The sequence below is a fragment of the Saprospiraceae bacterium genome (genome assembly GCA_016709995.1).
In the GTDB taxonomy this organism is placed as follows: Bacteria; Bacteroidota; Bacteroidia; order Chitinophagales; family Saprospiraceae; genus JADJLQ01.
On the sequence record JADJLQ010000002.1, the window covers coordinates 707,184 to 730,946 of the forward strand.

Annotated in this window: 6 protein-coding genes; all 6 read right to left on the reverse strand. The window is 43.7% G+C overall.

All coding sequences use genetic code 11. The annotated features are described in order from the left end of the window. Positions 1-20: 20 nt before the first annotated feature. Positions 21-587, reverse strand: a complete 567-nt coding sequence (locus IPJ09_17325) for a hypothetical protein (protein MBK7373168.1) — start codon at positions 585-587, stop codon at positions 21-23. 32 nt (positions 588-619) lie between these two features. Continuing rightward, positions 620-7,207 (reverse strand): carboxypeptidase regulatory-like domain-containing protein, encoded by a 6,588-nt coding sequence (locus IPJ09_17330; GenBank protein MBK7373169.1) that lies wholly within the window; start codon positions 7,205-7,207, stop codon positions 620-622. Between the two features lie 1,124 nt (positions 7,208-8,331). After that, positions 8,332-9,480, reverse strand: coding sequence for a T9SS type A sorting domain-containing protein (locus IPJ09_17335; GenBank protein ID MBK7373170.1), 1,149 nt, complete (start codon positions 9,478-9,480; stop codon positions 8,332-8,334). Positions 9,481-9,492: 12 nt separating this feature from the next. After that, positions 9,493-17,883 carry a carboxypeptidase regulatory-like domain-containing protein gene (locus tag IPJ09_17340; protein ID MBK7373171.1) on the reverse strand — a complete coding sequence of 2,797 codons (8,391 nt, stop codon included), beginning with the start codon at positions 17,881-17,883 and terminating at the stop codon, positions 9,493-9,495. Between the two features lie 719 nt (positions 17,884-18,602). Beyond that, on the reverse strand, positions 18,603-20,663 hold the full coding sequence (locus tag IPJ09_17345; GenBank protein ID MBK7373172.1) for a hypothetical protein: 2,061 nt from the start codon (positions 20,661-20,663) through the stop codon (positions 18,603-18,605). Further along, positions 20,660-23,758 carry a hypothetical protein gene (locus tag IPJ09_17350; GenBank protein MBK7373173.1) on the reverse strand — a complete coding sequence of 1,033 codons (3,099 nt, stop codon included), beginning with the start codon at positions 23,756-23,758 and terminating at the stop codon, positions 20,660-20,662. Before IPJ09_17350 ends, IPJ09_17345 begins: the two co-directional genes overlap by 4 nt. Positions 23,759-23,763: the final 5 nt, after the last annotated feature.

A 23,763-nucleotide genomic window follows, 5' to 3' on the forward strand; every position in this document is an offset into this window, starting at 1 on the left:
ATATGTCTCTCGAAAATTGATCATCTGCTTCGACATTTCCACCACTCAAAGGTCTTTGGACTACAACTTGTCCAATCCGATGGAGTTGGAGCACCATTTCCAAATGCAAGTGGTTCCAGATTTACAATAAGTCCATTATTAGGATTGGACATTGGAGATCCAACTACGTGTCTCAAATGAACTACGATAATATCGCCAGCACCTGATGGTATTACTTGATTTTGAATGCCTAACCACTGAGATGAAAAATCATCATATACCCAATTAAACCATGATACTGCAGTCCCACTCAAATCTGCTGTAGGATGAACGACTGCATTAGCTTGACCTGACTCCGGCTCACTAGAACCATCAGATAGTCCAATCCGAATTACAAGTTTACAGCTATTATTTTGGCACGGATTCTCATTAAATCTGTTCAAAGCACATGCTCCTGAGTTCCCTACTGCAAATGTAGCTGTACCGGTTTGACCTGCAAATTTATATGGTGCCGGATCTAAAACCGGATCAGTTATAAATGGTTGATATTGTCCAAAATTTATAAAATAAAATAATAAAAAGCTTAAAACCAAAGAGATCTTTTTCATTTTTACTTGTCTTTAATTTGATATAAAATAATCTATTTTTCTGCATTCACATTATTGTTCAGATTAATTTCTCCGCCACCTCCGTTAATTAATTGAACTGTGAAAAATTTAGTGCCATTGACTCCTTGAGTGTTGAAATTTCCCTGTAATCCAAAAGTGGTTGAGTTTAATCCAGGAATAACTTTATTTGTTCTCCATATCCAGAAAACCGGATTCGAATTATCAAATGTCCAATCAGTATTCTCTAATGTGGTGGTGCCTAGAGAAGTGAGAGCAGGATTATATGTAAAGGTGAACCGATTATCTTTCACAATTTGAATGGTTATTGTCGTACCATTTGTAGGTTGATTTAAAATTTCCGATAACCTTACGAACATTCTTAATTGTCTATTAGGGTTTGACGCTGAAACAACAAAGGATGATGGTGACAGTGAAATTGTTGGTGTCAAATCGGGTGGTAATCTAAATCCCGCATCCACCGTACTATCCACCTGACCTGCTACTAACACATAATTACCCGTCATTCCCCCTGCTCCCGCATCACTATCCACATCGTCTAATACTCCTCCCGCATTGGCGGTAGTCGGTATATATCCCGCCGGTGTACCAAAAGTCACTTTATACGTGCCAGGAGGGATGCTTCCAAAGAAATATCGGCCATTAGCATCAGTCAGGGTATCTCGCATTGCATTGGTACCAATATTGGTCAGCGTCACGGTCACTCCTGGTATACCCGGCTCGCCGGCATCCTGGTGTCCATCAGCATCCTGATCGTTCCATACAAAATTGCCAATACCTGCAGCGCAGTCTGTCACATCGGCTTCTACCGCTATATTGAGGACCAGAGTCTTGGGACATAGTCCTGTACCGGGTACTCCGACATTGCCATTGGGTAGCCATCGCATATATAAAGCGATGGTGTCTCCCGGACTGTAATTCAACGGATTCAAAGTGGTGATCGGTGGGTTTTGAGCGGCTGCGATGAACTGAGCCATATATTCATCAAAATTATCGATGAAATGAAAAGCGCCGTTTTGCAGAAAATAATAGGTTACAGTACCATCCGGGAATACGGTGGGAAGATTTAACGTTGGACTGAAAGCGCAGATGGATCGTATTGACTGATCAAACTCCTCCTGCACACTGATACAGGCAGATTGATATTCAAGTGTATCGATACCATCGGTCACTACGATGCCGTACCCCAGGGGCTCCTGGTGATAAAAATCATAATGGAAGACGCCGGGGCTCACTACCGTCAGGGCTACCCCGAAGGGTTGTGGCACCAAAACCTGAGGAAGAAAATCAGCTGATGGCCCATCCTGCATGATACCATAGGTCGTATTGCCGGTAGCATTGTTGATGGCTATGATGCGCCATATACCACCCGGAGTAGCTTCTACGGCTACTTCTTCCGAATATATATAGTTCTGATTGTCCGGTGTATAGATATATTCTTCTACACAGCCGCAGGGATCTGTGATATTGGGTGACCCGGAATGGTTGATACCAATATCCCAGGTGAGGTCATTTTCACCTGATACCAGGGTGGTTGAAGCAGATCGGTAGGTAATATGCATGATATCATTGTCTGCTGCATCCTGTGTGTTTCCATTCGCATCCGTTGGGCTGACTACAAAACCTGTCGGCAGGCTCGAAACAACCAATTTGATATAATAATCTCCTGCAGGCAAACCGGTGAATAAATAATATCCATTGCTATCAGTAGTATCTTTAGCTACCAAAGCGTCATTGGAGGATCTGTGTAATTCTATAATGAGTCCCGGAGCACCCCACTCAGGCCCAACTATGCTACCGTCCAGTGGATCAATGATATTATCCTGGATGCCATTCCTATTAAGATCATACCAGGCTCTATCGCCTAATGATGCCTGGCAACCGCTGGGCTCTATGAGGATATCATATTTATACATTTGAGGACAGTCCTGGGTATTCTGAGGAGTAAAGCGCACGATCACAGTAACCGTAGTACCGGGAGCATAAAGTGCAGGATTAAATATCGTAGCTGGTTGACCATTTATAGTGAAAGAAACTGTCCCAGGGGAGGGATTACCTCCCAGTGTGGCACTACCAGTGAGTGTAATAGGGTCTGCTACACCACAAATGGAAAATATAGGATCGATGGAAGTGATTAATTTGGAAACGATACAAAGATTGCTGTAGGAGAGTGTATGAATGCCATCGCTCACTGTCACCATATACCCGACGCCTACATCATGAGAAAATTTTAATTTATACAATCCTGGTGATACCTCCGGAATAATCGTACCGGATGCAGGCAAATCCATATTGGCAAGGGTGTCTATCACTTCCATGCCAGTCTGGCTGAGTATGGTCCATACACTGCCAGGTGTGCCATTGATGATTAATTCATCCAGCACTTCATACAGTTCATCCCTTAGATAGATGATATCATGACAGGTACAGGGATCACCTATAGATGCCCCGACTCTGGCCACCAGACCTACATCCCATTTGAGATCAATCTGACCGGAGGCAAGGGTGATATTACCGGACTTGCCCGTAATCGTATCGATATCGCTGTCAAATGCATCATTGCCGACATTGGGTTTGGTGAGTTTAAATCCCGTACCGGTGGTATCAAAGCTGATATAGTAGTTGCCGGGAGGCAGGTTTGAGAATCCATAGATTCCATTGACATCCGTAGTATCCATCCCCACCAATACATTGGCCTGGGTATACAATTTGATTATTTTGCCGGGTGCAGGAAGTTCGCCACCATCCTGGATTCCATTTTCATTTTTATCATACCATACATAGTCGCCCAGTGAAGCTGGTTGACTGGACAAAGTAAGACAGGCCAGATCGACCTTGAGATAGTCGCCTACGCCCCTGCCTTCGACCCTCAGATAGGAAGTACCTGTCGGCGCAATGCCCTGCAAAAGATACAATTGAAGTCCGGGATTGATGTCTACATCATAATCCACCTGCACGCTATCTCTGGATAGTCGGGTCCCGCCGGCATTGTAAAATGATAATAAGAAAGCATGGTTTTTGCTTGGATCATGTGTTCCTCCATAGATAGAGAGGCTATATTGAGATCCGGGGGTGACCCCATTGACCTGCTGCCAAAACCAGAATGGATTGCTGTTGCTGGCATTTCTGGCATCCAGAAATGCATTGTAGGATCCACATACATCAAAACCCGTACCCTGATAAAACTTGCCGGTGTATCCGGGAGTCGAAGAGGACCAACCTGTAGTACTGCCTCCATTGTTTTCAAAGGAAGGATTCAATAAAATATTGTCAGGGCAGCTACAGCCAGGGTCGAAAATATCAAAAGTGATGGTAGTGTCGTGACATATCGAACCGCCTGCATCTGATTGATTGTACACTTTAATATTGACTACGTAGGTGCCTACAGCTGGTGTAAAAGGAGTGTCACCACCGGGAGCATTATAGGGTACCGAGTTTTCTACATTTGTATTGGCTGCAGGCCCGGTGATGCTAAACTTCATACTTCCAATGGTTCCAATAAATCCTGCTTCAAGGTTATACAAAGATCCTAAAGTATTGATGCCAAAGGCCTGGCCATTGATGATAGGGATGTCATCACCACCATCCAATCTATTAAAATAAACACTCGTCACGCGACCATCACAGCATACAGAGATATTGACAGTGGCTATGCTGGTATCGTTCGGACAGGGTGACGCTCCATTGACGACATATCTAAAAGAGGAAGTGGTAGCATTGGAGGATGGCGTAAATGTACTGCCACTGAAGCTACCATTAGATCCTGATATTCTGGTCCAGGTCCCCCCGGAGGCTTCCCCTGCAATCAGATCCAACAAATTGATGGGTGTAACTGAAGAATTGCAAATGGAGGTGGAGCCATCAACTCCTGCAGCGGCGGGACCAGTTATATTGACCGTAGCCATACTGGTATCATTGGGACAGGGCGATGACCCGGTCAATATGTATCTAAACACAGAAGTAGTCGCATTGAGCGCCGGAGTAAAAGTATTGCCGCTAAATGTACCTCCCGATCCGGATATTCTGGACCAGGTACCGCCTCCCTCTTCTCCTGAGATCAAGCTGAATAAATTGATAGGCGAGGTAGAAGTATTACAGATAGCAGTAGATCCATCTGTGCCGGCATTGACTCCGGTAGTCACAGAGACAGAAGCAAAGCTTGTATCATTTGGACAAGGTGACGAACCTATGAGAATATACCTGAATATAGAGCTAGTAGCTCCTGTAGGCACGAAAGTACCTGTAGAAGCAGTAAAACTACCACCGCTACCAGAAGTTCTCGACCAGGTTCCACCGCTTTGTTCGCCTGTGATTAAATTAAAAAGATTAATGCTTAAAGCACTATTAGAACAGACCGTTGTCATACCATCTGTGCCGGCAGCGACAGGGGGCGTGATCACCACAGTAGCTATACTCGTATCACCGGGACAAGGAGGAGCACCTGCGACTATGTATCTGAAAGTTGAGGTGGTCGCATTGGCTGCCGGCGTAAATGTATTTCCACTAAAGGTGCCACCAGTACCAGTCAGTCTGGACCATACTCCACCAACATTTTCGCCAGTGATTAAATTAAATAAATTAATGGCAGTAGTCGAGGTATTACAAATAGAGGCAGTACCATCCGTTCCGGCATTGATGGTAGGACAATTGCCGGTCAAAGTTAGACAAGCCAGATCTACCTTAATATAATCGCCCACCCCTCTGCCTTCGACTCTCAGATAAGAAGTCCCGGTAGGGGCTGTTCCTGCTAAAGTATATTGCTGCAATCCCGGATTGACATCCACATCGTAATCGATCTGAACACTGTCTCTGGACAATCTCACGCCACTGGAATTGTAAAAAGACAATAAGAAAGCATGATTGCCAGAGGGTTCATGCGTACCGCCGTAAATACTAAGGGTATACATATTGCCTGGTGTCACACTGTTCACCTGCTGATAAAACCAAAAAGGATTATTATTGGTGGCATTTCTGGCATCAAGAAAAGCATTATAGGATCCACACACATTAAATCCGTCTCCGACATAAAACTTTCCGGTGGAGCCTGGCGTACTATTTGACCAACCGGTAGTACTACCCCCATTATTTTCAAAGGAAGGGTTACTTAGGATATTACCCGGGCAGCTGCAGGCGAGATCTGTCAAGGTGAAAGAGATGGTCGTATCATGACAAAGACTGCCAGCTGCATTATCCTGCGTATATGCCTGCATTCGCACACTATAATTTCCAGCAGCCGGTATCCATGCAGTACCTGTACCAGGTGCATTCCACTCCTCCAGATTTTCAATATTGTTACTGGCGGTAGGCCCGGTGATGGTAAATTTTACACTTTCTACATTGCCTGATACAGTGGCCTCGAGGTTGCGCAGACCATCAGACAAAGTACTCACATCAAAACTACCTCCCACCTGGATGGGCGTTACATTATTGCCTGTAGACAATTCATTAAAAAACAAACCGGTGATCCGATTGCCGTCACAAACTGAGCCGGCGGTACCTTGCAGACAAACCAGGTCGACTTTGAGCCAATCAGCCCCGGTCTTACCGATGACCCTTACTTTGTTGGCGGATGCCGGTGCATTGGCATTAATCGTATATCCTTCCATAGAACCGGATGCTCCTAATACATGATCGACCTCTAAAAACACAGAATCCAGCCTGGTATTGCCATTAAAAAAAATCAAACCAAATTTGGCCACATCACCAGGCACATGGGTTCCCGCTTTAAATTTTAGCGTGACCGGCAAGCCTCCTGCAATCGATACATCCTGGTAAAAACTAGCCAGGTTGCTATTGCTTAAGCCATCTTGCTGTGCTGAATGACCGGACCCGCACTGGGCGGCATAAGCATCACTCTGAAATACATTATAAGGTTGGGTCGCAGTCCAATTGGCAGGGGGATTGCCAGACTCAAAACTGGGATTCAGGATTAAATTATTATCACAATTGCATGAGCCCACGACCACCTGCATGGTATCCGAACATCCTCCCTTAGTCCATATATATTTGTAGGTTCCGGCAGTCATAAAAGCGCTGGCAATTGCAGTCGCTGAAGAAGTGCTTGAAAGCTCTGAATAGCCTGGATTGGACGCAGCTATTACCCAGCTAGCCCCTGATGTAGAGGTAGCCCCTAAAGCCACAGCGCTGTAAATATCAGGAGTCGATTTATCAGGGCCTGCATTGGGTGGGGTACAATTGGATATAGTAAAATGAAAGGTCGTGTCATGACATTTATTGGCTGAGGAGGCTGTATTAGAAGAGAATATTTCTATAAACACGGTATAGGATCCTACACTATTCAGTGAGTAACCTGAATTCCAGGGCGCTGAGGTCTCAAGATTCTGGATATTGTTGCCTGCAGGTCCGCTGATGGTAAACCTGACACTGCCGGTAGCTGAAGAATTAGAGATTGCTTCGAGGTTGTAGGCTGTACCTACCGGTAAATAGCTTCCATTTTCGTCAATGGTGATATCAGTTCCTCCATCGAGTTTATTAAATTTTAAGCCAAGGATTCGGTCGCTGCAAGTAAAACTATAAGCACTAAATGCTACTAATAATAAATACAGACCAAAAGCTATTTTGGTAATGGCCTTGAGGTACATAGGGTAGGTAATTTTAGGTAATAAATAAAAAAACGGTACAATATTTTCTCAGATCAAACCTTTGTTTTAAATCGAGAAATAGTTTTTAGGTCCTCTAATATAGCCATCCTCCCCTACAATTGGTAATTAATCCAAATAGGTTTCAATTTGAATGTTAATATATTGTTCTAATTATTATATTTTATACAATATATTATATCTATATGAATGAATATTATATCAATTAATTTTCAAATTCCATAAAAATCGACTTATTAAAAAATTATAGTTAAATCCTTATTTCTGTCTGCTATCCCAAAGATATTTTGATTATTAAATGTTTTAAATTTTATCAGGTGATCAAAAACTACCAGCCAAAACAACTATTATATTAACATTAGATATAATACCAAATTACTTATCATCAGACGACTGGCGAACACGAAGTGCTACTTGTCTAAAGTGCAGTCGCTAGCAGGCGGCGCCTTCAAGGCCGCCTCCTGCTTTGCGCGGTTGCGGTTGCAAAAGGTAATTTTTATTCCCCAAAAGACAAGAGGCGGCCCTGAAAGGTGCCCTGTATTGCGGCAAGTGTGGTCGTAAGCAGGCGGCGCCTTCAAGGCCGCCTCCTGCTTTGCGCGGTGGCAAAAGGTAATTTTTTTATTCACCAAAAGACAAGAGGCGGCCCTGGAAGGCGCCACTTGTCCCCAAAAAAATCCCCACATCGCTACGATTCACCAAAAGACAAGAGGCGACAACCTGAAAGGTGCCCTGTATTGCGGCAAGTGCGGTCGTAAGCAGGCGGCGCCTTCAAGGCCGCCTCCTGCTTTGCGCGGTTGCAAAAGGTAATTCTTTTTATTCCCCAAAAGACAAGAGGCGGCCCTGAAAGGAGCCCTGTATTGCGGCAAGTGTGGTCGCTAGCAGGCGGCGCCTTCAAGGCCGCCTCCTGCTTTGCGCGGTTGCAAAGTTATTCTTTTCATTCCCCAAAAGACAAGAGGCGGCCCTGGAAGGCGCCACTTGTCCTCAAAAAAAAGCCCCGCATTCCTGCGAGGCTCCTTGCTATCTGGTATAAAGGTATTTCTTGTAAAGATTTCTCCTGGGGCTTCAGTAGCGCTTTGCGCCTCCCGAAACTTCGGGAGCGCACGAATTTAATAATCCACTTTCACCACCGTCATCGACTCATTGATCTCCGCACTCGATACCCGTACGATATAAGTACCTGGCGTATACTCCGACATGTTAAGGTCAAGGTAGTTCGAACCATTTCGAAATTGCAACCCTTTATTGAAAACACTTCGACCAAGAATATCATAGATTTCTAATCTCACGTTGCTCTCAGTATTACTATTAAAAACTATCTCAAGCTTTCCTTTTACTGGATTTGGATATGCTTCCATACTAAACCTATCATTTTTTTTAATAATAATACTCTGTATATCTGTATAAGTGTAACTTCCATTTACATCAATCTGCTTAATCCTATAATATACTTTCCCTGCACTTCCAATATTGTCATCATATATATATAATTGCTCATTACTTGATTGACCAGCTGCGGCTTTCTTGCCTATAGTTGTCCAATTTTCTTCTCCATTTATCTTTCTTTCAATATTAAATTCAAGTGAAATTTCATTTTTTGTAATCCAAGTTAGTTTCGATTTGTTTTGACCCAAATATTTAGCGTTGAAATTAATAAGTTGCAAAGGAAGATATGTATACTCCGAAAATTGATCATCTGCTTCGACATTTCCACCACTCAAAGGTCTTTGGCTACAACTTGTCCAATCCGATGGAGTTGGAGCACCATTTCCAAATGCAAGTGGTTCCAGATTTACAATAAGTCCATTATTAGGATTGGACATTGGAGATCCAACTACGTGTCTCAAATGAACTACGATAATATCGCCAGCACCTGATGGTATTACTTGATTTTGAATGCCTAACCACTGAGATGAAAAATCATCATATACCCAATTAAACCATGATACTGCAGTCCCACTCAAATCTGCTGTAGGATGAACGACTGCATTAGCTTGACCTGACTCCGGCTCACTAGAACCATCAGATAGTCCAATCCGAATTACAAGTTTACAGCTATTATTTTGGCACGGATTCTCATTAAATCTGTTCAAAGCACATGCTCCTGAGTTCCCTACTGCAAATGTAGCTGTACCGGTTTGACCTGCAAATTTATATGGTGCCGGATCTAAAACCGGATCAGTTATAAATGGTTGATATTGTCCAAAATTTATAAAATAAAATAATAAAAAGCTTAAAACCAAAGAGATCTTTTTCATTTTTACTTGTCTTTAATTTGATATAAAATAATCTATTTTTTCTGCATTCACATTATTGTTCAGATTAATTTCTCCGCCACCTCCGTTAATTAATTGAACTGTGAAAAATTTGGTGCCATTGACTCCTTGAGTGTTGAAATTTCCCTGTAATCCAAAAGTGGTTGAGTTTAATCCAGGAATAACTTTATTTGTTCTCCATATCCAGAAAACCGGATTCGAATTATCAAATGTCCAATCAGTATTCTCTAATGTGGTGGTGCCTAGAGAAGTGAGAGCAGGATTATATGTAAAGGTGAACCGATTATCTTTCACAATTTGAATGGTTATTGTCGTACCATTTGTAGGTTGATTTAAAATTTCCGATAATCTTACGAACATTCTTAATTGTCTATTAGGGTTCGACGCTGAAACAACAAAGGATGATGGTGACAGTGAAATTGTTGGTGTCAAATCGGGTGGTAATCTAAATCCCGCATCCACCGTACTATCCACCTGACCTCCTATCAAAGTATAATTACCCGTCATTCCTCCTGCTCCCGCATCCCTATCCACATCATCCAATACTCCTGCCGCATTGGCCGCAGTCGGTATATATCCCGCCGGTGTACCAAAAGTCACTTTATATGTGCCCGGGGCAAGATTGTTAAAGAGGTACTTTCCGTTTGGAGCAGTCATGGCATTAGTCGTAGCGGCAGTCGTTACGTTAGTCAAAGTTACATTAACATTGGGAATTCCAGGCTCTCCGGGGTCTTGTTTTCCGTTGGCATTTTGGTCGTTCCAGACGAAGTTGCCCAGGGCGGCAGGACAATTACTGATCGAAATATTAAATGACTGTATATAGGTATTTTGACATAAGGTCGGATCCAGCGGGGTAAAAGTCAACTTCAAGGTGAACGTACCCATACCCAGGGTAGCAGGATCGATGACATTAGTATGAATCTCGGTGTTTCCAGAAGTTGTGATAATATAATCGATAGTACCCGGCATATTGGCAGTGGCCATCAAATTGATCGGGGCGTCGTAAATACACAATGCGGTATCAAAAGCAGCCATGATCACATCAGGGTAAGGGCAAAGGTTGGTGATCATCAGTGTATCCGTACCATTGGTCACTCTTACAGTATATCCCAAAGAATCAATATGAACAAAATTGTATCGGTACATTCCCAATCCTACATTGTTTAGCATCGTCCCCACTGGAACCGGAATAGGGGCAGCGGGTGGTGCAGGACTTGTAGAAAGGTACATACCTGTTTGTTGTATGATCATCCAGGATCCACCTGGCGTAGCCATAACATCAAGTATTTCATCAAATTGGCCATTTTTGCCATTAGTCGCATTATTCTTACAAATACAGGGATCTACGATACTGGCAGAAATCATATAAATGCCCATATCCCAGGTCAGATCATTTTCGCCGGAAGTTAAATTGGTATTATCTGATTTCCCTGTAGCCGGATTAAAATCACTGTCCTTCGTATCCATCGTATTGCCGCTTACATCTTTCTGGGTAATATCAAAATTAGCAGGAATCGTAGCGGTCACCATTTGCACATAATAATCTCCGGGAATCACATTGCTAAATAAATAGAAGCCGGATGAATTCGTTACTGCCGTACCCGCCACACTATTGTCTGACACGCGTTTTAACTGGACCGAGATACCCTGTACCGGCATTTCCGGACCTACTATATTCCCATTGGGGTCAATAATATTGTCTTGGATGCCGTTTTTGTTTTTATCATACCAGACATAGTCTCCTAGGGAAGCAAGCTTATAAAATCCCGCATCCACTGTCGTATCCGTTTGACCACTGACCAGGGTATAGGCACTTGTTGTGCCGCCCGATCCGGCATCACTGTCTTTATCATCTGTCGTTGACCCTATATTGGCAGGAGATGCAAGATATCCTCCGGCAGGTGTACCGAAAGTCACTGTATACGTACCAGGGGTTAAATTGCTAAACAGGTATTTACCATTTCCATCAGTATTAGTGGCAGGAGGAGTAGAAGGTCCTCCACTGAGGCTGACACTTACACCTGAAATGCCTGGCTCACCCGGATCCTGTATACCATTGGCATTTAAGTCATGCCACACAAAATTGCCTATTGCTGCAGGAGCATATAACCCGAGATCATTGCTCAAGTCATTTTGACCTGCGGCCAAAGTGATTGCGATAGCACCTGGTCCATCACTATCAAAATTATCATCTCCCACATTGGATGGAGAAATCACCATACCTGCAGGAACATTGCTAAATGACAAAGAGTACGTAGAGGAAGGTGGAAGGTTCGGGAATAAATAAAGACCATTAGCATCTGTAGTATCTTTTATGGTAAAGCTGGTACTATTGATCGTATAAGTCAAGGTAGCAATGACACCAGGCACGCCGGTTTCACCACCACCATTTTGAATACCATTGGCATTGAGATCCTTCCATACAAAATCTCCAATACTACCGGTACCTGCAAAACCAAAGTCTACAGTCAGGTTGCCGTTATTGCCATCACCGTCATTGGTAGGTTCGCCACCACTGGTCAAGGTGATTGGTAAGCTTTTTACTTCTCCGGTGCCTGATCCTGTTCCGTTGTCGTCATTGAGTGTATTGTTGTCAGGATCACCACCATCTACTGCTGATGATTTGTAACCTGCAGGTGGAGTTACACCTACTACATAGTCGCCAGGAGTCAGTCCTGTAAAATTGTAGGCTCCGGTGTTTCCTGTCACTGGTGCTGTCTGTAAAAGGGTAGTACCGTTGGCAGCATACAATTTAACAGTAGCTCCGGCTAGTCCTGGTTCGCCAGGATCCTGGAAACCGTTATTATTTTGATCAAACCAGACATAATCGCCGAGATTGACAGTTTGGTTGAAACCTGCATCGATGCCCAGGTTGTTTTCACCGGCAGCCAGTACGATTCCGGTCACATTGCCACCGGTTGGATCGCTGTCATTGGTATCTGTGGTGCTGCTGTTTGAGCTATTGCCTCCGGCATTGGCGGTAGTGGCACTGTACCCGGAGGGGGTGCCAAAATTAACCGCATAGGTGGCCGGCGGAAGATTGTTAAAGGTATAGATACCATTGGCATCAGTGGTATCAAGCACGGTGAAATTCGTGCTGTTGATCGTATAGGTCAGAGTCACGATGACTCCAGGGATGCCTGTTTCACCGACTCCACCTTGTAAGCCATTGCCATCATTGTCTCTCCACACCAGGTCGCCGATAGAGCCGGTACCTGCAAAACCAAAGTCTACGGTCAGGTTGCCGTTATTGCCATCACCGTCATTGGTAGGTTCGCCACCACTGGTCAAGGTGATTGGTAAGCTTTTTACTTCTCCGGTGCCTGATCCTGTTCCGTTGTCGTCATTGAGTGTATTGTTGTCAGGATCACCACCATCTACTGCTGATGATTTGTAGCCTGCAGGTGGAGTTACACCTACTACGTAGTCGCCAGGAGTAAGTCCGGTAAAATTGTAGGCCCCGGTGTTTCCGGTCACTGGTGCTGTCTGTAAAAGGGTAGTGCCGTTGGCAGCATACAATTTAACAGTCGCTCCAGCTAGTCCTGGTTCGCCAGGATCCTGGATTCCATTATTATTTTGATCAAACCAGACATAATCGCCGAGATTGACAGTTTGGTTGAAACCTGCATCGATGCCCAGGTTATTTTCACCGGCAGCCAGTACGATTCCGGTCACATTGCCACCGGTTGGATCGCTGTCATTGGTATCTGTGGTGCTGCTGTTTGAGCTATTACCTCCGGCATTGGCGGTAGTGGCACTGTACCCGGAGGGGGTGCCAAAGTTTACCGCATAGGTGGCCGACGGAAGATTGTTAAAGGTATAGATGCCATTGGCGTCTGTGGTATCAAGCACGGTGAAATTCGTGCTGTTGATCGTATAGGTCAAAGTCACGATGACTCCAGGGATGCCTGTTTCACCGACTCCACCTTGCAAACCATTGCCATCATTGTCTCTCCACACCAGGTCGCCAATAGAGCCGGTACCTGCAAAACCAAAGTCTACAGTCAGGTTACCATTATTGCCATCACCGTCATTGGTTGGTTCGCCACCACTGGTCAAGGTGATTGGTAAGCTTTTTACTTCTCCGGTGCCTGATCCTGTTCCGTTGTCGTCATTGAGTGTATTGTTGTCAGGATCACCACCATCTACTGCTGATGATTTGTAGCCTGCAGGTGGAGTTACACCTACTACGTAGTCGCCAGGAGTAAGTCCTGTAAAATTGTAGGCCCCGGTGTTTCCGGTCACCGGTGCTGTCTGTAAAAGGGTAGTGCCGTTGGCAGCATACAATTTAACAGTCGCTCCGGCTAGTCCTGGTTCGCCCGGATCCTGGATACCATTATTATTTTGATCATACCAGACATAATCGCCGAGATTGACAGTTTGGTTGAAACCTGCATCGATGCCCAGGTTGTTTTCACCGGCAGCCAGTACGATTCCGGTCACATTGCCACCGGTTGGATCGCTGTCATTGGTATCTGTGGTGCTGCTGTTTGAGCTATTGCCTCCGGCATTGGCGGTAGTGGCACTGTACCCGGAGGGGGTGCCAAAGTTTACGTTATAGGTGCCTGGAGGCAGATTATTGAAGGTGTAGATACCATTGGCATCTGTCGTGTCTTTTACGGTGAAATTGCTTCCATTGATTGTATAAGTCAGGGTGACGATGACTCCGGAGATGCCTGTTTCACCAACTCCACCTTGTAAGCCGTTGCCATCATTGTCTTTAAATACCAGGTCGCCGATAGAACCTGTGCCTATTAATCCAAAGTCTACACGTGGATTGTCCGCTGTAAGGTTGATATCGTTTGATCTCAACTCAGTAGTGTTATAGATTGCTATTCCATTATTATCATTTGCGGTAGCATTGTTAGGATCAGCACTCGTAGCAGTAGTAATGGATTGGATATATCCTGAAGGAGTCACAATACTCACGATATATCTTCCCTGGCAAATACCGGTGAAGGAATAAGCCCCAGAAGGACTGGTAGAGGTAGTTTGTATGGCCAGTCCATCAGGAATATTATTATTGTCCTGATCATCATACAGTCTTACTGTGACGCTTCCTAAACCGGGCTCACCTCCATCCTGAATACCGTTATTATTTTGATCGTACCATACAAAATCACCCAAAGTGAAAGTTGGCGTGATATTGACAGTGGCCAGGCTGGTATCATTAGGGCAAGGGCTGGTACCATTGACCACATATCGGAATACGGAGGTAGTCGCACTGGTAGGCATGAAAGTACCTGCACCTGCACTAAAAGTGCCTCCGGTACCAGATACTTTTGACCAGGTACCGCCAGTTTGTTCACCGGTGATCAAGCTAAAGAGGTTGATGCTGGTCGTGCTGTTGGCACAAACAGTGGTAGAACCATCAGTACCTGCGTTAGGAGTATTATTTACAGTTAAATTATAAGTAATTGTATTGGTTGTGCAGCCATTAAGCATGATATAATACAAGCTAATAGTTTTCGTACCGGTAGTAGACCAGACTACATTTTCACATCTATTCTTTGATGTTGAGGGAGTAGCTCCTGTGCCAAAATCCCACTCATAATATTGGATGCCCGATACGATTTCGGCGCAAAACTGGACCGGCTGACCGGCACAAGCGGTATTAGAACCAGCAATGATAACAGGAAGCGGTGCAGGTTTTATGGTAACCGTCGCAATACTGGTGTCATTGGAACATGATCCTAAAAGAACATATCTAAAAGTGGATGTTGTCGCTCCTGCTGCAGGAGTATATGTGCCAGCGCCTGCAGTGAATGTGCCTCCGGATCCTGTAAGTCTGCTCCAGGTGCCCCCAGTATCTTCACCGGTAATTAAACTGAATAAATTAATAGAAGTGGTTGAGTTTTCACAAACCGATGTACTCCCATCTGTGCCGGCAGCAACATTAGTACACTCAACTTGCAAGCAAGCTCCATCAAATTTTAAAAACTGACAATCAGCCTCTCCTCCTATTCTGATGGAAGTCGCATTTGAGGGGATTATGCCGGTGACGGAATAAGGTAAAAAGCCCGGGCCTGCCCCTGAATAAATATTGTTAGTGATATTAGAAGATACATCGCGTCTGATTAAACTAGCACCGTTATAATATTCTATCATCAGGTTTTGGCCACAGGAAGTGGAGGCAGCGTGATTGCCGGAGGGCGTCCCGATACCTGCAAATGCTGCAAACGTAATGGTTGACCCTGCAGGCATGCTTGCTCCAACATTGATCACCTGCCAAAATCTTCGGGTAGATCCTGGAGTAGATCCGCTAGAACCATCATAAGAAAATATAGCATAATCATTTCCACATGGTGGAGTGACTCCTGCAGTACCGGTGGCTGCAATTAAGGTAGAGCCGGATGAGGTGGTCCAATTGGTAGTTATGCCGGCCCCTGTTCCTTCAAAACTAGGATTGAGCACCAAATTATTTGGGCAGTTGCAAGTGAGTGGGACTATATCGGCAACAGAAAATGTAATCGTCGTATCATGACAAACTGTGCCACCAGAGTTTAAAGCTTCTACTTTAACTGAATATGATCCAACCGTAAGGTTTGATGCGGTAAAGGCCGTTGTTGATCCCGTAGGATATGAATAAGGTGATGAACCATCTGTACGAGTACCAGAAGAACCTCCAGAAGTCCCTGTCACGGTAAATTTAACACTACTTAAATTTGAGCCTGAAGCAGTAGCTCTGAGATTGTAACTGCTTAATAAATCATTGATATCTAAAATGCCTCCTTCCGAAATTTCAATGTCATTTCCATCATTATTGGTATGATAAAAAAACAGGCTAGTGATTTTGGCATCGCAACAAACCTCCACAGTAATAGTCTTACTTACAGAACAAACCCCATTACTAACAGTGAATGTATAAGTGCCCGCATTAGCAGCAGTCACACTATTAGCTACCAATGCATCATTCCCAGTGGCCGTAAAACCATTAGGACCCGACCAGGATTGTGTATAACCTGCCGGATAAGTACCAGGATTGACACTGAGGGATAATGAATTACCCGGACACACGCTCGCGACACAGTTAGCCAATACTGTCCAGGTACCATTGATCCTGGCTTCACATTCCGCGATAGCGGGTGGGGTATTGACAGTCACTGTCAATGCATTGCTGTTGGCCGTACACGTAGCACCTCCTGTGATGGTATTGGTGGCTACTCTTCTATAATAGGTAGTCTGAGTAAGGCCGGATGGAATGTCATAAGTAATACTGGTGGCGCCAGATATATTAGAAAAACCGGTAGAAGTACTGCTGGTAGAGCTTTGCCATTGATAAGTGATAGTGCCATTGCCAGAAGCAGCTGCAGAAGAAGTAAAAGCCACAGGGTCACCTCCAGAGCAGATGGTTTGATCCGCAGCGATGGTACCACCGGTGGAGATTGTACAGGTAGGTGAAGACCCACAAGTAACATTAAAATTTAAGGAGGCAATATGAGTTTCTCCCGCAAGTTGTGTATAAGATTTTGCGACGACTTGTCCATCAATATTGTTAGCACCAACCGGTTTAGTCACATCTGCCAGGGGAGCTAACAAAGAACCAACCAATCTCTCGACACTTAAAGTAGTAGCATTGTAAAAATTCCAGAGCACATACGGAGCACTGCTTACAAAATTTTGGTTTAAAGAACTTAAAGTATAAGATCCGGCAGCATTCACATTAATCACTAAATATCTCGAACTGCTTGCATTCGTCACATTAAAATCGCTTAAACTCGTTAGTTGGGCTCCTGTGATATTGATCACATTTAAGCCAGTCGCTAAGGTGACACTATAACTGCTGCTGGTAGGATCTGCAATGGTCTGTGCCAACCCGGATAAACAGCTTGAAGTAGCTGTCAAGGTTGCAAATTCTGAAGAAAAATTAATTATGCCAGTTTGGACAAAGCTAGCAGTAGTATTCTGAGCAGCATGTGTACCATTAATATTTAGAAATTTACTTCCATTTGTAATTCGATTAGAAGCATAAGTGCCTCCATTAACACTTCCAAATTTCATTAAAGCTCCGGTAGTGTTCAAATTAAAATCGAAATGATCCACACTTCCGGTCCAGTTTATATTACCACCGATCACCGTGGCATATTTGGTACCTGATACTGTACCGTAAGCATTTCCGACTCCCCCGGCATTGGCATTGCCTGCATAATTGGATAATCCATTTGGGCTAAAAGTAAAATTGCCACCGGCGGCGAAACCTCCCTCCACATCGGCAGGGCCTATGCTTACATTGTTTTGAACAAAAATGTTAAATCCGTAAGCGGGTGCCAGTGGATTGGTCTGTCCAAAAAGTCTTTCACTCATAGGGATCAATCCCATAACTAAAAGGAGAAGTGCTATACGATGGAACGAGCCATTACCTAGTTTAAGACAAAATTGAATCATGGAAACCGCGAATTTTAAAAAATTAATACTATACTTCTATACGAGTACTATTGAAAAGGTCACAATCTTTTGGGGTTTTTCTTTCAGATTTTTCTGAAAGTTTCGAAATAATTGACGCAAAGTTAAATAAGTTAGGAGAAAAAGCAAGTACTTTAAATTTTGTTTTAAAAACAATTTGTTAATAAAACTGCCCAGATTAGGAAAAATTTATCAAATAATAGCACAATAATTTCATGAATAGTTTCTTATATAATATTTTATTTTACGGATATTTGGCTTTGCCAGGGAGCCTTAGCACCATAAAATCGAACTGGAGTCAATAAAAATCTGAACTAATATGCTTTATCTTTCAAAATATTCTGAAAGTACAACCATTCCAGGTTAAAAATGTCGGATTTCCTTGTAAGTTCGGTGTGAACAATAAAATTTCCCAATCATTCAGCATTTGAACTAACTTAGATGGTAACCATATTACCGTTTTGGAGGAGTTTTACTCTGAAGGGGGTAACTGTTTTGTGTGGCAAACTCCTTAGAAAAGGGTGCTTCTGATTACGATCCTTTAGAAAAGATGAAATTTCGGAGTGAAACTCCTCAGGAACGGGGATGGTGTCCTTTTAAAATGGGTACCGTGGAAACTTCGGAGTGAAACTCCTCACAAACATTTAGGACAATCAGGAAACGATGTTTGTGGAAATTTTCGGAGTGAAACTCCTCAAAAACTACCGGGTCTCTACTACAATAGGTCGGGATAAGAACGAGTCTCTTCCATTCTGCATCAGTGCTTTTATCCGGTAGATATAGGTGGTTCCCTTTTTGATATCATAATCTGCCCAAGACCTGGTCACCCCTTCTATAGTGGTCAATAGGGTTATAGGTGAAGCGCTATGGGTTCTATAAATCCAAAACTCCGCGATAGGTCCGGGAGTATAGGACCAATTAAAAATAATGGCATTGGAGGTACTGTCATATTTTGAACGAATGTCTTCCATCCTCGGGTATCTGGATATAGCTAATGACCTTGCCGTGATCGGCTCTGCCAATTGGCTTTTATTGCCGGCATGATCATAACAAACCAAACTGTAGATATAAAACGAATCCTGAATAAGGTTTTCATCTATGTGGACATTCATTGTATCTGATGCTTCGATGAGTTTGATCTCGGTCCATTCATCCGAATGAAGTGGTTTTCTCAACAAAGCGGTACTGCTCACATCAATCGACGAGCTTGGATACCAATGCAATTCGATAGACTTTTCCGTTGGAATCCATTGATAGAATTGGGGTGGTGAGGGAGGGATCGTATCATATCTGGCCACTTTGATGACTGACGACAGGACCGAAAGATTACCACTGATATCTTCAGCTGCAATTTTATAATAGATGTATGGGGATAGATTATCTAAACTGATAGAATCAATGTGAAAACTATCCGGTACCGTATTGAGGGTGATCTGACCAAATTCGTCAAGGAGATTGTTTGACCGAAAAACCCTATATCCGTGTAAATCGACTTCGGAGTTTTTAAACCAATTTAAGGACACCTGTCCCGTACTATCACAAATGGCAGATTCCCACCGGGGAGCAGCTGGAGGAGTAGCATCCTGGGGAACAACCATGATTGGAAATGAACCCATCGATATATTTCCCTCTGAACGAATCAATCTAATAAAATAATACTTAGTGGTATGATCCAGATCCACTTGAAAACTTCGTTGAGACCGGTGAATATTGTCCTGGACCATTTTTTGCGCACCTCCTATGGAGTCGCTGACCCAGATTTGAAAGTGACTGAGTTCCTTTTCAAATTTTGGTTCGTAATACCAGTTGATGATGGCTTGCCGATTCAAAACCTGATAATCTAAGATTACTGGATTGGGTATCCTTATGGGTTGATGTATTCTCACCGTTGGGCCGGGGTTATTGATCTCGCCAAAATAATCTACCCCTCTCAATCGATACCATGCTTCGCTCCCCGGGTTGACTGAATCGCGCCAGTAAAATTGTTCTCTAAAGTTTTCCCCCAGCGCATTTTCACTATAATTAGATAATACGCCGGAGGTGGACGCGACAAAATTATTGCCATCCAGAGAAATTTCGGCCACATAACCGTGGTAGGTGTCGAATCGTTCTTTTCCATCCCAATTAAACTCCAAATTGATTTCGTCTAACTTGTATTCCATCCTGGGTGGCAAAGTAGCCGTCACGGTTGTTTTAGGATCAAATCTTAGAGAAACTGAATCCTTACTCGTGAGCAAAGTATATTCGTAGACAGCGCCATTGAGTAGCTCCAGATCTTCGTAAGCGATGCCCTGGAGGATCGCAGCCTGAAAACTATTATTCGCAGCCAGATGACACTGGATATGTCGCAGCGCTTTGATCTCCTCCTTGCTATATTCAAAATTTTCACCATTTAGTTTTTTGGGCAATTCTGCTATAAGCTCCTGATCGGAATAATAAATCAACTGATATAAACCTTCGATATCTGTCAAACTATCGGCAGACGGAGGCCAATCAGGTTTGCTGACAGGACGAATTTTTTTTACCCATTCTACAGTCTTATTATCGCCAAGCACCCTATATTTTTTAAGTGTATACCCATTAGAGATACCCTGTAACCAGGCTGCCTGGTCATACATCACCCAGCGAAGCCAGAGTTTATTTGACTTCAGTTTTCCTTTTAATTGAATTGTAGGATTGACTTCGAAGGTTTGACCATAGAGATTCAGATTGGACAAGAAAAGTGTCAATACGACGAAGTATTTTAAAAGATCAATTTTCATTGTGCCAGCACGCAGGACTCACCTGAATTGATTTCAAATTTAATTCCGATGATTTTAAAAGCCGCTATAAATTGGTTGGGGTTAGGCAGATCAGATTTGATCAAAAGCGCCAGGCCGATATTGGGCAATCTAATAAACCACTTTCCACTTAAATGGACAAAAGCATAGATATTCCCCCCTGCGCGCCACCCATTGGCACCAATCGGAGCAGCAATAGGGAGGTTGCTACATCGGGCAGATTCTCCGTAATCAATACAATAGACTTCAAAGCCGGCCCCTGCTCCGATATGGATGTATTTTTGTCCACGCTGATAATCGAAAATGATGGAGGCATTGGCTCCAAAAGCAAGGCCACTGCCACTGATCAAAGCCGCCTGATGCTGACTGCGATCCATACTCAATGATTCTGCACGGATGCCCAATTCATCCATGATCTTTGGGTCAAGGGGCGGAGGAGCACCCAGGTCATTGCCAGTCATAAAATAAGCCCCTGCATACCCTTTTAATGCTCCCAGGTTGAGGGCAGCAGCCAATCTGGAGTCCCATGTCCCAAGATATATATGCCATTTGCCAGGAGTAAATAAAAGATCAGCACCACCCGCATAGGAACCAGGAGGGTTGGAAGCTCCCCGAATAGTACCATGGGCTATATCTACAAAAATGGCAAGATTGCCGTGAAACACATCATTGGCAAAATCAGCATTTAAAAATAAAGAGGCAGCTATGGCACCACTGATATTGGAAGCCTCTGTTTTGTCTTGCTCAACAGATTTTTTTAAGCCCAGGGAAGCCAATTGATCCAGCCTTTTTTCTAGCGATCCGGCTAAACCCGTTTTAAGTGTTGCTTTGGCCAAAAATTCTCCATACCCTCTGAAGTTTACTGCAAGCAGTCCACCAGCAGCACCAAATGCCATATCCAAAGTCGCGGTAGCAGAAAAAAGAGATGGATTGACTTCGGCCAAAGCTACGGCAGCGATGATGCCCAAGCCTACCTTTTCATCCGGTATATATTTGATTCCACTGGCATTTACTCCCAGACCTGCACTACCTGGCGTGGTCCTTCCAGCTACACTCATTTTTCTATAAGCACCACCTCCAAATCCTGTCAACTGTAAGCCTCCTCCCAGTTGAACCCCATTGCCCAGGTGGGCCAATCCGTCCGCATACCAATACCTGTAGGTGCTGGTCCTTCCAAATAAAGCGTTGCTTTCAAATTCGAATTTTTTTGATGTGCTTATTTCAAGGGCCGCTTTTAAACTTCCCTGGAATCCTGTGCCATAATCCGGATCGTCTTCAAACACATATAGTCTGCCATCGAGGGAAAAACATTTTAATTTCATTTTTAACTCCAGCGCATCCAATTCGAATTTATTGAAACTCCATTGATGGATTGGCGAGGATGGATCCATGCTGCCGGTGATCGTGGTCACTGTATTCAACCCAAATGCTGTTTCATTTTCGGGCACCAGGTTGACACTAAGCCCAAAAGTTAGTCTGGCTGCTGCATCCTGAGATTTAAATCCACAATTATTTATGTTGACAGGAAATTTTGCCAAAGCTGAGCCAGACCCCAAATCAAAATGCTGCACGGACATATAAGGAGCAATAGTACTTAGATGGAGACCTTCAAACCTCAACTTACCAACTAAAAACAGTGCATTTGAATCAGGACTGTCTATTTTATCGCCTTTAAGTGAAGCCTGGATACTCATATCTCCAAATAGTACGGCCTCCGGCAGAAATTCATCTTTGGTCACTGTAACTATCACCTTAGAATTTTTCTCAATGGAGACCCGACCGGCTTGAAAGATCGGAAACTGCATATCCTGCATGATTCCGGCATTGAATTTAAAAGTTCCGCCTTCGTCCATAAAAGCGCCATAGTCTATGCCTTGTTTTTTTCTGCTATTTGCTATCGGGATTTGCATATTGCCATTAAAACCAAATCCTTTGATCCGGTTCTGGACGAACTGAGCGTGGACCGTATCTAATGAATAGCTCCATTTGTTCATCGCTCCCTCGTCTATGGTGAGCAGGTTTCCTCCAAAAAAATGACCACTGACACCACTGTGGTCCAATAATAAATGGTTGGCGGTAAATGTCAGGCGATCAGCACCGTTTCGTTTTTTAAACTGGCGTGGAAGAATGACTTGAAGGCTATTGACATAAACACCCCGCCAGGTTACATCCATGCCTCCTCCTTCCGGATCTTCATATTCTTTTGGAAAAATGACTGCAGGATCATTGCGGATATCGCTGAGATCTATCACTGCTGTATTAAGGCTAAAAGCTATATCCTGGTATCCTGACATCGCAAAATCCGGAAGCTCGATCGTGGTCAGGATATCATTCCAATCAGAGCATATCAACGAAAATCTGCCTCTGACGCGACCGGTACTTTTTGGCTCCCCCTGACCATCGACAGGTACGACGAGGTCACGACTAAATAAAACTTCTGCATCAAGACTTAATTCTTTAAATCCATCACAATCAATGCGAACAAAACATCCATTAGCCTGATCCTCCCGGTACATTCCTTTTAATATCAAGAGGGATTTGTTGGCACCCAGATTGATTGCATAATCTGCCAACAAACCCAACCTGGCATCACCAATAATGCCTCCGGTGCTGGAAAATTTTATATCAGGAGAACCAAAATAAAGTACTTTTTTTTGTTGGGGAATCTCGATACTCAAATACACACTGGCCTGAATAAATGAGGGATGGAGATAGACATCGGTGACCCCCATGGTGTAAGTGACATTATTAATTTCTTTTTGGAGTACGATGGGTAATGTCTGCCAGTCACCTCCAGATATTTTATCTACCAGTTTAGATTTGTCCAAAGCATAAGCCAGGACGCTCCTGGCCTTATTTAATTCATCAAAGTTGCCACCCAAATCGATAGAGTCTTCTGCCAACTGAGCTAACAGTGGATCCAGGGTGACCTGCGGGAGTGTATCATTATGTACAGCGGTAAAAGGATAGGTTTTTATGCTGAACCTGACATCATTATTCGAAAAAATGCCGGATGGTACGAAGATCAGCAAAAACAAACACAGATAAAACGTTTCGCCTGTGTGTCGTACATGCATAGTGG

What these genes read in the sequence shown, in the direction of transcription:
- IPJ09_17335 (MBK7373170.1), bottom strand. Translation starts at nt 9,480, where the DNA reads ATGAAAAAGATCTCTTTGGTTTTAAGCTTTTTATTATTTTATTTTATA.
- IPJ09_17345 (MBK7373172.1), bottom strand. Translation starts at nt 20,663, where the DNA reads ATGAAAATTGATCTTTTAAAATACTTCGTCGTATTGACACTTTTCTTG.
- IPJ09_17330 (MBK7373169.1), bottom strand. Translation starts at nt 7,207, where the DNA reads ATGTACCTCAAGGCCATTACCAAAATAGCTTTTGGTCTGTATTTATTA.
- IPJ09_17340 (MBK7373171.1), bottom strand. Translation starts at nt 17,883, where the DNA reads ATGATTCAATTTTGTCTTAAACTAGGTAATGGCTCGTTCCATCGTATA.
- IPJ09_17350 (MBK7373173.1), bottom strand. Translation starts at nt 23,758, where the DNA reads ATGCATGTACGACACACAGGCGAAACGTTTTATCTGTGTTTGTTTTTG.
- IPJ09_17325 (MBK7373168.1), bottom strand. Translation starts at nt 587, where the DNA reads ATGAAAAAGATCTCTTTGGTTTTAAGCTTTTTATTATTTTATTTTATA.